Source organism: Enterorhabdus sp. P55 (assembly GCF_009911695.1).
GTDB lineage: Bacteria > Actinomycetota > Coriobacteriia > Coriobacteriales > Eggerthellaceae > Enterorhabdus.
The window spans coordinates 19,350-32,855 of sequence record NZ_QWKK01000011.1; the positions used below are offsets into that span (position 1 = coordinate 19,350).

The 13,506-nt window shown below is 63.3% G+C and carries 7 protein-coding genes; 3 read left to right on the plus strand and 4 right to left on the minus strand.

Going from position 1 to position 13,506, the window contains the following annotated elements:
• Window positions 1-364 precede the first annotated feature (364 nt).
• Window positions 365-2,635, plus strand: a complete 2,271-nt coding sequence (locus tag D1643_RS02280; protein WP_160708202.1) for a response regulator — start codon at window positions 365-367, stop codon at window positions 2,633-2,635.
• An 86-nt stretch (window positions 2,636-2,721) separates the two neighbouring features.
• Here D1643_RS02280 and D1643_RS02285 read toward each other — a convergent pair whose 3' ends face one another.
• The 3 genes from D1643_RS02285 to D1643_RS02295 form a co-directional block, all read right to left on the minus strand.
• Window positions 2,722-5,811, minus strand: coding sequence for a M28 family peptidase (locus D1643_RS02285; RefSeq protein WP_160708204.1), 3,090 nt, complete (start codon window positions 5,809-5,811; stop codon window positions 2,722-2,724).
• A 58-nt stretch (window positions 5,812-5,869) separates the two neighbouring features.
• Entirely contained in the window at window positions 5,870-7,033 is a 1,164-nt protein-coding gene (locus D1643_RS02290; RefSeq protein ID WP_160708206.1) for a hypothetical protein, read from the minus strand.
• 267 nt (window positions 7,034-7,300) lie between these two features.
• Window positions 7,301-10,507: a helicase C-terminal domain-containing protein gene (locus D1643_RS02295; RefSeq protein ID WP_160708208.1), complete on the minus strand. Its 3,207-nt coding sequence runs from the start codon at window positions 10,505-10,507 to the stop codon at window positions 7,301-7,303.
• A 184-nt stretch (window positions 10,508-10,691) separates the two neighbouring features.
• Between D1643_RS02295 and D1643_RS02300 the strand changes: the two genes are divergently transcribed.
• A complete protein-coding gene (locus D1643_RS02300; RefSeq protein WP_160708210.1) occupies window positions 10,692-11,330 on the plus strand; it encodes a hypothetical protein in 639 nt (212 codons plus the stop codon).
• 47 nt (window positions 11,331-11,377) lie between these two features.
• Here D1643_RS02300 and D1643_RS02305 read toward each other — a convergent pair whose 3' ends face one another.
• A complete protein-coding gene (locus D1643_RS02305; RefSeq protein ID WP_160708212.1) occupies window positions 11,378-12,328 on the minus strand; it encodes a D-alanine--D-alanine ligase in 951 nt (316 codons plus the stop codon).
• 87 nt (window positions 12,329-12,415) lie between these two features.
• Between D1643_RS02305 and rlmN the strand changes: the two genes are divergently transcribed.
• Window positions 12,416-13,444: a 23S rRNA (adenine(2503)-C(2))-methyltransferase RlmN gene (gene rlmN, locus D1643_RS02310; protein ID WP_160708214.1), complete on the plus strand. Its 1,029-nt coding sequence runs from the start codon at window positions 12,416-12,418 to the stop codon at window positions 13,442-13,444.
• Window positions 13,445-13,506: the final 62 nt, after the last annotated feature.

Consider the following 13,506-nt stretch of genomic DNA (forward strand, 5'->3'; position numbering starts at 1 on the left):
CCCGCCAGCCGCTATTCGGCATCCTCCACCTACCCTCTGCCAAGCGCCCGCCGTCGTCCGCTCCCCGTCAGCCGCCAGCCACAGCCCCGCCGACTCGCCACCAGCTGCCAAACGCAAGCCACAGCTCCGCCGGCCCACCAGCTGCCATCCTCCCCCACAACCCCGCCGCCCCACCACCCACTCGCGCACCAACCACCAACTCCCCCCCGTGCAGTGAGCACGCGTGCGCGTAAAGTTCCCTATGGTTAACTTCCTTGTATCCAAACCGTTACCCGCGGATGCGGTATTTACCGAGGCGCATCGCGGCACGGCCTCGCGAAACGGTATCCTGTTCCAACACGCAGTATTGGGGGAAGTGGTTACCATGTCACATTCTGACGACCTGAATCGCCGGTCGAGCGCGCGCTCCGACCTGCTCTCTCGCCTCACGGCCATCGTGCTCGCACTCTTCTTGCTGGCCTTCTTCGGCGTCACGCTCAACAACACCGTCGCCATCAACGGGCAGGTTCAGGCGGTGCGCGAGGGGGCGTACCCCGTATCGGTAGCCGCCGGGCGCGTCGAGACGCTGCTCGTGCAGCTGCGCACCATCTCCGAGCGACCCGCCTACGTGCGCACGCCGGAGGCGTCCCAGAGCCTGCGCGCCTCGTTCCAGGGAATCGACGCGGGCCTCTCCACCCAGCTCTCGTTCATCGCCGAGAACCACAGCAGCGATCCTGAGGCCGCCGCATCGCTGGCCTCAGGTTATGACCAGCTGGCGTCCAACGTGCGCTACTACATAGGCATGGTCACCAACCCCGCCATCTCCGACACCGCCGTTCGCGAATACGCCGAAAGCAGCATCTACCCCCTCATCGACGACCTGCTTGCCATAGACATCGAGATCCTCGACGAATCCACCGAGGTGGCCGACACCATGTACACCACGGTCACCACCGCCGGCCACCAGACGCTCATCGTATCCTGCGTGCTCATGGCCGCCGTCGTGTTCTCCCTCACCGTGTACCTCACCATCCTGCGCCGTAAATCCGACCGCGAGAACCAGCTGCGCGCAAGCCTTGAGGAGGCGCTCATCCTGGCCCAGAGCGCTAACGCCGCCAAATCCACGTTCCTCTCCAACATGTCGCACGACATCCGCACGCCCATGAACGCGATCGTAGGCCTTACCGCCATCGCGCACTCCCACCTCGATGACCCCATCCGCGTGAAGGAGTGCCTCTCGCGCATCACCACGTCGTCAAAGCACCTGCTTGGGCTCATCAACGACGTGCTCGACATGGGAAAGATCGAAAGCGGGAAGATGTCGCTCAACGAGGAGCCGTTCTCCTTCCCCGACCTCATCGGCGAGTTTGTCACCATCGTGCAGCCGCAGGCCCGCGCGAAGAAGCTGCGCTTCGACGTGGTCATCGGCAATATCGAGCGCGAGATGGTCATCGGCGATACCATGCGCATCAACCAGGTGCTCATGAACCTGGCGGGCAACGCGGTGAAGTACACCGAGGAAGGCGATGTCGTGCGCATCTCCGTTTCTGAGGAACCCTCGCTGCAACCCGGCTTCAACAACTACCGCTTTGTTGTCCATGATACCGGCATCGGCATGGACGCGGAGTTCCTCGAGCGCATCTTCGACCCCTTCGAGCGCGAGGGCAACGACAAGACGCCCTTCATCGAGGGCACGGGGCTCGGCATGTCCATCACGAAGAACATCGTCGATCTCATGGGGGGAACCATCACGGTGGAAAGCCAGCCTGGCGTAGGCTCCACCTTCACCGTGGTCATCCCGCTTCGTCCCTACGACGAGGCCGCCGAGGAGCTGGACGTCAGCTGCCTTGAGGGAATCCGCGTGCTGGTGGTGGACGACGACCGTGACGTGCTGGAAAACACGAAGAACGTGCTCGACGGATTCGGCATGCGCGGCGACTGCTCCGCGACAGGCAACGAGGCCGTGTCCCTCACCGCTCAGGCCTTTGCAGATGGGGATGGCTACGAGGCCATCATCGTCGACTGGATCATGCCGGGAATGGACGGCCTGGAAACCATCCGCCAGATACGCGACAAGGTCGGAGATGCCACGCCTATCGTGCTGGTGAGCGCCTATGACTGGACTGAGATAGAGGAGGAGGCGTCCCAAGCCGGCGTCTCGGCCTTCGTCTCGAAGCCCTTGTTCCGCTCGCGGCTCTACCATGTGCTGCGCGCCGTGTGCGTAGACGGGGGTGTGGAAGAGGTCGCACATGGCAGCCTGTCCAAGCATCCTCTCTCAGGTCGCGTGCTGCTCGTGGAGGACAACGAGCTCAACCGCGAGATAGCCACCGAGCTCATCGAGCAGCTGGGCGCAGAAGTCGAGTGCGCCTGCGACGGCGAGGAGGCCGTGAGCATGACACGCGACGCGGAGGAGGGACACTACCAGCTGATCTTCATGGACTGGCAGATGCCGCGCCTTGACGGCATTGAGGCGACTCGCGCCATAATCGCCTATGAGCAGCAGATGGGCCGCGCCCATGTTCCCATCGTCGCCATGACGGCCAACGCCTTCAATGAGGATCGCCGGCGCGCGCTGGAAGCAGGCATGGACGGCTTCATGGCAAAGCCCATCAACCTGGCCGAGCTTGAGCGCAACCTGCGCACGTACTTGGAGTAGCCGAGCCGCCGGAAACCGCTCGAAAAGGAAAAGGACGCCCTCCGTCGTCAGCCGGAGGGCGTCCTTCGTCATGGGGTCACGGATCGCTAGATGCTCTTGAGCAGCTCCATGATGAAGTCCGCGTTGGCGTGCATGACCTCTCCAGAGACGTTTTCCACCACATCATCGCTCTGGCCGTAGTGAGCCGGCTTGCCATTCTCCATGCCAGCCAGGTGCATGGTCTGACAGCCTCGACGCATGGCGCAGGCAGCCGCGCTGTCCGTCCAGAGCATGGTGCCCGCGCCCACCGACAAGCCCACCGCCGACGAAGCCTTCTTCACCAGGCGGCGCATACGCGATGAGGCCTGGCGCGGCAGATAGGTTCCCTCGCGCTCGATGAGGGTGAGCTCGCCGGCGCCGAGGGCGTCGAGGTCGATGAAAATGGCGCCGCGCAGTTCCTGCGCATGCTCGTCGAGGAAGGCGTTCATGCCGCCATTGCCGGCAAGCTCGGCGCCAAGGGCGACGAACCAGACCTCCGTGTTGATCTCAGGGTTGCGGAAGCGGTAGATGCCATCGAGGTCGTCAGCGTCGGGCTCAAGGTCGGCCGGTTGCTCAGGCCGCACGTCTTCGGACAGCGTGGAGACACGACCGAGCTGCTCGCGGGAGAAGCTGCCGCCGTTCCAGCGGGAAGGAGCGCCGTGGGCGCCGCGAGGAGCGGAATCGTCCTCCTCGTAGAGGGCTTCGTAAACCTCGCCCTCCTCATCGTCCTCGTAATCGTCATAGTAGGCATCGGCATCATCGTAGTCGTCATCCTCGCGGAAGCTCTCCCAACCGCCGCGCGCCGCGCCGGCAGCCTGCGCCTCAAACTCATCATCGACGTCGAGCCATTCCTGAGGCGTCGTCTCCTCCTGCCGCTTCTTGCGGCCGAAGCCGAACTTTCCGAAGAGGCGCGACGCGCGCGACTTGGGCATATCCACGTAGCCGGGGCCAGAGAACGCGCCCGTCTCGGTGATGACCTCCTCGTAGTCGGAGTCATCGGCATCTTCGACATACCTGTCGTCAGGATCGACGTTCTCCAGCAGCTCGTCGCCCACCGGGGCGAAGGCACCCGTGGAACCCGCCACGGAAAACGCCCCTGCGACGCTGACGCTCGTCTCGGAAGGCTCCTCGGGCGCTTCCTCTGTCACGAGCGCTCCGGAAAGCGAGGGCAGGGCGTCAGCCTGGACAGAACGAGCGCCTGCCGCCGCAGCGCCGCCGATGGAGGGCAGCACGGCACGCAGGTCGCGCACGCGGCCCGTCGCCGCCGGGCGCTCCTCTGCCAGGGGCGCCGGCTGCTTGCTCAGCTCGTCGAGGGGAGCGAGCCCATCCGCAGCCTCTCCAATGGAGGGCAGCGTTATGGCGCGCTGCTTACGCCGCGTGGGCTTCTTGCCTGAGGCAGCTACGGCGGGAACCTTGTCAGCCAAGGCAGCTGCAGGAGTCTGGATGGAGGGGATGGCAGCGGCAAGCGACTCGGCCATGGCCGCGCGATTGGGCGCCGACTCAGAAGCGGACTGCGCGCCGGTCAGCGGACGCGGCTCGCGCAGCGTCACGCCCTCCTGAGCGCGAAGATCCTCCACCGCGTCACCGAAGATGGCAGCCGGCGTCTCCTTAGGGGCGGCGCCCAGCACGTCAGCGACCGCGGGGATATCAAGCGGCACGGGCCGAAAGGCCACCGTTGAGCCACCCGCGGCGGCATCGGCAACTTCGGGTTCCCCGGCGACGCTGGGCTCGGCGGGCTCTGAGGGGGCGGCGCCGGAAGCACCCTCGGGGGCCGATGCCTCGTCGGCGCGGCGGAAGCCGGGAGCCTTCACCTCCATGATGCTCTCACGCATCTGCTGAAGGCGCTGCTCCGTCTCGGAGATAGCCGTCTCGGCTGGCGCGCTGAAGCGGTTGGGGCGCTGCTCGAGCTGGGCGGCGTCTAGGGCCTCAGCGTAGCGCGAGCGCTGCACGGCCACCTCGCGATCCTCAGCCTTCTTCGCCTTCTGCTGCGCGGAGCGGAACCAATCCGGAACCGAGGACTCCTTCTCCTCTGGCTCGATCTCGATGGCGTCGGCCTCGGAGGCTTCCTCGGAAGCGAATCCTTCGGCCGAAGCACTCGAAGTAGCGGCCTCGTGCGGCTCGCCCGCGGCAGAAGCGGCGGACTCCCCTTCGACGGCAAGGCCAGCAAGCGGATCAGCGGGCGCCGGCGCGGGCGCGGGCTCCTCTTCCGGCAGGTCGATGTTGATCGTCTCACTCACCGGCATGCCCGTGAGCGCGGCAACGGCGGCCTTGGCAGAGAGCAGGCGGTCTGCGGCGGACTCCTCCTGCTGGGGCACGGCCGCCTCGTAGACGAGCTCGCCGCCGGCAGGCGCCAGACCTGCGGCGCGGGCAGCCTCCTCGCCGTGAATGGTGGCCTCCTGCATCCGCTCGAGCTCAGCCGCCGACACCCGGCCACGACCCACGCGGGACGCCACGTCCAAGAGCACAGCCACGCCGGCGGCGTTGCAGTTCGCACCCTCGTTATAAGAAGAGGTGCGATGCAGGATGGCGAGCAGCAGCGGCCAGGCTGCACACAGAAGGGCGAGGGCGGTCACCACGTTCAGGGCGATGGCCGCTGGGCCCTCCAAGGTCGCCATGGCGCGAACGACCAGGACGATAATGCTCACGGCCATGCCACCCAGAGACGCCCAAGCCAGAAGGGGCAGCGCGCGGAGCAGGGGCTGACTCGTTTCCGGCTGGACCTTGCCGCTGTCGTAATGGGATACCAGCACTATCTTGCGGCGGCGCGCGCCGCCTGCCTCCGGCGAGAAGTCGGGCTCGTACTTGGCGATGACGTTCTGGCTGACGCCGCGATTGAAGAAGCGCGAGATCACGGGCTTGCCGAGCGATTCGGCAGCAAACAGGGCCGTGGCCAGCAGCGCCACGATAAGGGCGGGAATCACGGCCATCGAGACGAAGATAGCGAGCACACCGGCGAGTATCACGAGCGCGCTGCAGATGGCGCGGGGAAGATCGGCGTCGGGGTTGCAGTTGAAATCCTCGATAGAAGCCGGCAGACCAGCATCGGTCTGAAGCTGCTCAGTGATGTACAGCGCCGCCTGCTGCTCTTCCTCAGTACCCGCCGGACGCGGGCCGATGCTCTGCGAGAGATACGCGACGTGCTCGTGTATATCGGCCATGTAGGGAGCCTTTCGGTTTACATTCCTAATGCCAAGGCATAATTACCGTCAGTATAAGCTATTTGCCCAGGCTGCCCAAGTAATCCCGCAGAAATGCATCCGCATCGCCCGCCTGGAGCCGCTCGGAGGAGTAGGCAGCGGCCTTGTCCTTCGCCGCAGCGGCGTAGAGCGGACCCACGATGCCCGTCGGATCTCCCTCCAGGGCCCGAGCGGCCTCCGCTGCCTGGGCGTCCAGCTCGTTGTAGCGCGTGTTCTGCTCCGTCATGGCCGTCTTGTCGCGCGCGAGATACGCCTTATCCGAGGCGATGGCCGCGTACTGGGCGTCTATGCGCAGGTTGAGGTAGCTGACGAAGGCGGTGTAGTCGGCGTTCGGATAGAGCTCGGCAGCCGATTCCAAGCCGTCTCGCGCCGCGGTAAACGCCGCGAGGGCCTGCTCGCTCAAGGCCATGGACTGGTTGACCGTGTCCTTCGTCATGGAGGAGAGCGCAGCAGCGGCATCACGCGCCAAGCCATCCCCCTCAAGCGTCTTCTCCCAGGCGGTCTGCGCCGCCTGCTGGGCGCGCCGTGCGGGGACGGCCTCGGCCATGAGCTCTCGTCCGGCTCCGATCATGTTCACGCGGGCGTTCGCGGCCACGAGCGCGCGGTTGGCGGCTTCCTTGTCGCGCGCGTCCACGAGCTTCGACTGCACTGCCTCCACGTCCCTGCGCGCCGCATCGAGATCGACGAGGGCCTGGTCTATCTGAGGCTGGAGTGCTTCCCAGTCCGTCGCGATAGCCTCTGCGTCCCCCTTGTCCACGCCATCGTTGATGCGGGCGGCGATGAGCTCATCCATGGGAATAATGGCCTCGTCGGCCCGCTGGATGTCGCCGAGGGCCGCCGAAAGGTCGCCCCGAAGGGCCTTCTGCGCTTGGATGAGCGAGTATCCCATGGTGCCCAGGAAGGCAGCGGCCGCCAGCACGGCCGCCGTTCCGGCCGCTACCACAGCGAGTCGGCGACGCTTGCGCAGCGTCTTGCGACGCGCGACCTCCTCAGCCGGCGCCTGCCACGAGGACTCGCGGGCGGTGCGAGATGCAGGAAGGCCCGTCGCCGTGGCGCGGCCGAGGCCCGCCCGCGCCGAGGAGTTCACCGGCCCTGAGGTGAGCGCCGTGTCCCGATCTCCCTCGGTGGAGACGAACGTGCCGCCCGGCAGCATGAGTCCGCGCTCACGCTCAGGGGTCGCCATCGTCTTGCGGTGGCGGCCTAACGTGAACAGCGGGATGGCCCCGAGCTTGGAGAGAGCGCCTCCCCCACGGCCAGCAGAGCTGGCGCGCGTCCGTCCGCGAGGCCGCCCCCGCCCGGCGTCACGCCGGCCGCCATCTTCGAGCGACTCCCGAGCAGCGTCGAGCACGCTGAAGGAAAGCTCGTTGGAGGTTCCCTGCGTCGAGCGCTTAACATGCGCCGCGTGCGTTATCTTCCGACCGTGCCTTGCCATCCCCCGGCTCCTGCGCCCCTACTCCGCCGCATCCAGCGCGGCGATAATCTCATCGACGGTGCACACCGTGATGTTGCGGCTGGGCAGGGATTTGAGGAACGACTTCCCATATCCCTTCGTCACCAGGCGCTTGTCAGCCAGGATGAGCACTCCACGGTCGTCGGCCTTGCGGATGAGACGGCCGGCTGCCTGCTTCGTTTCCATGACCGCGGCGGGCAGCACATAGCGGCGCCATGCCGCGTCATCGCGCGCGCCGCGCTCGCAGGAAAGCGGGTCGGTCGGCTTGGCAAAGGGAAGCTTGGGGATGATGACGCCGCGAAGCGTGGCGCCGGGGGCATCGAATCCCTCCCAGAAGCTCTTAAGCGCGAAGAGAGACAGATGCTCGTCGGCCAGGAAGTCGTCACGCAGCCCCTTGACCGACACGCCCCACTTCTGGCACACGAGTCGCAGATCATCTTCCTTGAGGGCCGGCTGGACGGCCTCGAAGCTCTTCTCCATCTCCCGCCGGTTGGTGAACAGGGTGAGCATCGACCCCCTCTGCGCGCGATGCGTGCCGATGAGCAGGCGCTCAAGCTCGGCGAGGTAACGCGGGTCGTTCGGCTCGGGCATGTCGCTGGCCACGAACACGCGCATATGGCCGTCAAAGTCGTAGCTCGACGCGAGCAGCAGCGTATCGCATGCCGAGGCCTCGCTCGTGTTCAACCCCAGCGCCGTCTCGAAGGAGGAGAAGGACTCGCCCACCGTCAACGTGGCCGACGCGTATACCACCGCGTGGGTGTTGGCGTAGAGCGTCTCATCGAGCGCGGCCCCCACGTTGTACAGCAGCGCCTCCAGCTTATCCACCGGGCGGTCGCCCTTGCGGCTGAGCGTCGCGGCGTAGACGTAGGATTCCGGCGCGGAGAACAGGATGACCTCGGCGGCTTTCAGGATATCCTTCAGCTCCAGGGCGATGGATGCTATCTCACGCTGGATCACCGCCGCCCCATCCGCGTCCTCGAGGTACGCGACTATCTCCTGGCAGGCCGTGACCAGCTTCTCGGCGCAATCCGCCATCGCGCGGCCCTTCTCCACCACGTCCGTGAAGGTAGCCGACGAGCGGATGTCCCCGTTCACCCACAGCTCGACAATCTCGTAGCCCTTACCGCGATGGTTGGTGTCGAAGAACAGCAGGCCGCGCATCGATTCGCAGAATGCGTCGGCGGCCTCGGCAAACGCGCGGCCGGCCGTGCGCGCCTTGTTGGTGAGCGCGTAGAAGAGGGTGGCGCCCTCCTCCTTGCCTGGTATGACGGCAACGCGCTCAGCACGCGAGAACACGTTGCGCGCGGATTCATCACCTGCCACGCGGCGCGCGAGAAAGCGGATCTCGTCGGCCGGCAGCTCAAGGGAGAAGGCGCGGCGGGCCTCGTTCTCGGCCCCGTGGGCCTCATCCACCACCCAATAGCGAATAGGCGGGAGCAGACCGTTATCGGCGGCTAGATCGCAGAAGAGCAGGCTGTGGTTGGTCACCACCACGTTGGCCGTCTCCGCACGGCGGCGCGACCCGTGCACAAAGCACGACGTGCCGTAGAACGGGCACTTGCGACGCAGGCATTCATGGCTCGTGTTGGTGATGATTCGGCGCGGCAGCACGCGGTAGTCGATCTTGAGGCTGTCGAGGTCGTCGTAGTCGGTCTGCTCGATGAACGAGAGAAGGGCCGCGAGCGCGGGAGCCTGGGGTTTCTCCTGTCCTCCCACGGCGCGCAGGCGCGGGCCCTCTTCCACAATGCGCTCGATCCGACGCAGGCACGGATAGTGCGAGAAGCCCTTGAGCGAGGCGAACGTGAGCGTCTTGCCCTGCTTCTCGAGGACTGCGGCCAGAGCGGGCAGCTCATGGTGAACAAGCTGGTCAAGCAGGGCATTGGTCTTAGTGGCCACGCCCACCGTCACATCGTTGATGAGCGAGGTCATCGATGAGGGAACGAGGTAGGCCATCGACTTGCCGACGCCCGTGCCCGCCTCCACCATGAGATTGCGCGACGACGCGAATGCCTGTCGCACGGCCTCGGACATGATGCGCTGCTCATCGCGCGGCTCGTAATCATCGTAGAGCGAGCCCACCAAACCCGCCGCAGTGAAGGCGGCAGACACCTCGTCTTGGCTGGGGAAAACCAGCTCGCGGAAGGAGTCCTGCGCGATGGCGTCCGCATCTGCCTTAGGGCGGCGCTCGTCCCCGCGCAGGCGATCACGACGCAGCGCGCGGATGGAGAACCGCTGGGGCGCGTCGCCAAACGCGGAGAGCTGCACCGACGCGGCCTCCCCCGCAGGTGCGATGCCGGTTTCGCCCGCCATCGCACCAGCTTTGTCCGGAGATGTTTCACGTGAAACATTCTGACCGCCTTCTGAGTCCCCCTCATCCCCGAACACGTTATCAAGCGCCCGCTGTGCTTTGCGGCGCGCGAAATAGTCGAACACCACCACGGTCGGCCAACTCTCAGCCGGCGCCATGCGCGCTATCTCGCGAACGAGAGGCTCCGGCATCGCGTCCACCCCAGCCAGCAGGATGCGGAAGAGTGCGCAGGTAGACGCCACGTCGTCGTCCGCACGATGGGTGGAAAGCGGCGCACCGAACGCGCGTACCAGATCTATCAGGCGATGCGACTTCAGCCGCGGCAGGGCAATGCGCGCCAAATCGAGGGAATCCAGCCACTGGTTCTCCAGCAGAGGATAGCCTGCAGGGTGCTTAGTCGTGAAGTTACGATCGAACTCGGCGTTATGAGCCACGATCTTCGCATCGCCTACGAATTCAACCAGCTGGGCGAGAGCCTCCGCCGGGGACGGCGCGTCGGCCACATCCTCATCGTGGATATTCGTCAGATGAGCCACCTCATCGGGAATTGGTTTACCAGGGTTAACAAATGTGATAAACCAATCGACTATCTCTCCCTGATCCATGCGTGCTGCGGCAATCTGGGTCAACTCATCGTGGCTGAGGGAAAAACCCGTAGTCTCCGTATCGATGACGACGATATTGCGATCTAGTTCACCATAGTCCGCCGCCGCAGCCTGCGCCGGAAGCTGAGCATATCGTTCCACCACCTCGGAAAGCGTGCCGTCGGTGATAAAGCGCGTTAGCTCGCCGGGGAGCCTCGCCTCTTCGCGATCAGCCCGCGCGACGCAGAATGTTTCACGTGAAACATTCTTGTCGTCGGATTTCTCAGACCTCTTCTCTACGAGCTCATCACTCATCTGTTCTCCCCAATCAGCAGAACGGGCGCACTCCCCTGCTCTCATGCTTCCTTTCACAGCAAAGGACTTTCGAAAAGCGACGAAACAGGGGAAAATGGCCCGACAAAGGCAACGGGCGCCTTCCGGCGATTATGCGTCCCGCTATTGTATCAACCCTGCCGGAGTCCATGGAACGGAGAGGCCCATGAACCAGTATTTCGGTACATATCATCGCTTCGAGACGGCTTCTAAGAAGGAGGCTGGCCGGCTCCTCGGGGCCGACAACCTCGTCGGCGACCTCTATCATATCGACTGCACCATGGAGGGAACCGCCCATAAGGCATGGCTCGTCAGCCGCTTTGACCAGCGCATCGGCTACTTCGACGAGGACTTCTCCCGCGATCTCAGCATCTTGGCTGCCCGAGATCTCACGCTCGTGGCGGTGCTGTCCTTCATCGCCTTCACGGAAAGCCCTGAACCAGGGCATTACTGGGGGGAGGTGGCAGTCGTGGCGTACGAGCCCGCCCAGGCAGACGACTTCGAGACTTTCGTGCAGAACGTAGCCATGCGCATGCAGGATGGAATCCGAACGAACGTCTCGTTTGAGCCTGACGGCGTCAACCGCATCGTCGAGAGCCGCGGCACCTGGATTCCCGAGAAGACGATCCCCCTGCCTCAAAAAGAAAAGGGAACGGTCATCATGAAGAGCCGCCGCTCCCTAAGCGAAAGGGCCATCGAGCAGGGCCGGAAGGGGAACAAGGGGTGCTACCTCGTCAGCTGGGCGTTCCTCTTGGCCTTAGTGGCCGGCGCCTTATTCACAATGAAGTCCTGCGGGCTGTTCTAGTTCCCTGAAGATGCCCCGGAATGTTCCACGTGAAACATTCCGGGGTTTTATTTCCCTCCCTCTAGAGCGTACCCCACGAGTCTGGTGCACAACTCTGGGAATGAGATTCCTGCAGCTCGGGCTGCATCAGGTAGCAACGAGGTCTTTGTCATGCCAGGAATGGTATTGGTCTCCAGAATCCACGGCTCACCATGGGCATCGAGCAGAAAATCAGAGCGCGACACACCCGAGCATCCCAGAGCCTGGTGCGCACGGACAGCCAGATCCCCTACGCGGCGCGCAATCTCCTCGTCCAGACGCGCAGGGCAGATATGCTGCGATCCTCCCGGAGCGTACTTGGACTCGAAGTCATATGAATCACTTTGAGGAACAATCTCGATGATGGGGAGCGCCTCAGGTTCTTTGTCTCCCACAACAGCTACCGTCAGCTCCATACCCTCGACATAACGCTCAATCAGGAGCCTCTCTCCCACCTTGAACGCCTGGTCAATGCTTTCTCCCAGGTCATCGCCTGACTTCACGATGAATACTCCGAGAGAACTTCCCTCCTTATTGGGCTTAACGACGCAGCTCCCGCCCATCTTCCGAGCTATCTCGTCTAGGGAATATTCTTCACCTCGCGTGATGGAAAGGGACTCCGGCGTGGGAATCCCCGCTTCGCGATAGAACTTCTTCGCCTTTTCCTTATCAATGGCGAGCGCACTCGCCCACACACCAGAACCCGTGTAGGGAAGCCCAATGGTCTCGAGAAAACCCTGGATAGAGCCATCTTCCCCGCCTTTTCCGTGCAGACAGAGAAAGGCCACGTCAAAATCCTCCGCTATCAGGCGCTCCAGATCGGCCTTGTTCGCTGGATCAAGAACGGTAACAGCAAAGCCAGCCTCCTCAAGCGCTGATTGAGCGCCTTTTCCCGAGGATAGGGATATCTCACGTTCGCCGCTCTTCCCGCCAGCGAGAAGCGCGACCTTGCAATTCATAGGATCAAGTGATTCGAACATTCGTTCCACACCTCTCAAATTGCCGCATTCAGTGGCCGAAAGTATAGCACTGAGTGTTTCACGTGAAACATTTCGTATAATGACCCAATGGAAAACGACATCAGAACATACCCGCTCGACCGCCTTGAGCAGCTTGCGAAAGAATTTGGCCAACCAGGGTTTCGGGCGAAGCAACTCTACGAATGGCTCCACCTACACCACGCCACGTCATTCGATGAGATGACCAACCTTCCCAAAGCCTTTCGCGCTCAGCTTGCGAGCGCTTACCCTCTCAAGAGCGCACGACTGATCAATCGACAGCAGTCCAAAGACGGAACGCGAAAGTATGTCATCCAGTTCGCCGACGGTCAGATGGTCGAAGCTGTGGGGATGCCCTCGGGGCCTCAGGGGGAGCGACTCACCGTCTGTCTCTCAACGCAGGTCGGATGCGCGATGGCCTGCGCTTTCTGCGCAACAGGTAGGGAGGGATTTCACCGCAACCTCTCGCCAGAGGAGATGATCGACCAGGTCTCCCTTGTTGAGAAGGACTTCGGCCGGCGTGTGACCAACATCGTTGCCATGGGCCAAGGAGAACCCTTCCTCAACTACGATGCCGTGATTGAAGCGTTTCGCAAGATGAACAGCGTCGACTCCTTCAACATCGGCGCACGCCACATCACTGTCTCTACCTGCGGAATCATTACGGGAATCGATGCGTTGGCCAACGAACCTGAACAATTCACCCTCGCCATCTCTCTTCATTCAGCGATTCAGGCGAAGCGCGATAAGCTCATGCCACGCGTTAGCGCCCAAAGGCTCCCTGACCTCAAAACCGCCCTCATGAACTACGTGGAGAAGACTAATCGCCGCGTTACCCTTGAATATCTGCTCATTAAAGACGCAAACGACAGGGAAGAAGACCTTGAGGCGCTCCTTCACTTCTGTGAGGGCCTGCTCTGTCATGTGAATCTGCTGCCGATGAACAACGTCGCAGGATCCCCATTCCAGCCAGCGCCTCTTAATACGGTCAACCATTGGATTGATACACTGAGCCGGCACCATATCGAGGCTACTTTGAGGCGCTCTCGTGGTTCTGACATCGCAGGGGCTTGCGGACAACTAAAGAACTCCCTTTAGAAAATGTTTCACGTGAAACATTTTCATCACTCCTAGAATGTTTCACGTGAAACAAAAAAAAA

Coding starts and splice junctions, on each gene's coding strand:
- D1643_RS02280 (WP_160708202.1), top strand. CDS start 365: ATGTCACATTCTGACGACCTGAATCGCCGGTCGAGCGCGCGCTCCGAC.
- D1643_RS02285 (WP_160708204.1), bottom strand. CDS start 5,811: ATGGCCGATATACACGAGCACGTCGCGTATCTCTCGCAGAGCATCGGC.
- D1643_RS02290 (WP_160708206.1), bottom strand. CDS start 7,033: ATGGCGACCCCTGAGCGTGAGCGCGGACTCATGCTGCCGGGCGGCACG.
- D1643_RS02295 (WP_160708208.1), bottom strand. CDS start 10,507: ATGAGTGATGAGCTCGTAGAGAAGAGGTCTGAGAAATCCGACGACAAG.
- D1643_RS02300 (WP_160708210.1), top strand. CDS start 10,692: ATGAACCAGTATTTCGGTACATATCATCGCTTCGAGACGGCTTCTAAG.
- D1643_RS02305 (WP_160708212.1), bottom strand. CDS start 12,328: ATGTTCGAATCACTTGATCCTATGAATTGCAAGGTCGCGCTTCTCGCT.
- rlmN (WP_160708214.1), top strand. CDS start 12,416: ATGGAAAACGACATCAGAACATACCCGCTCGACCGCCTTGAGCAGCTT.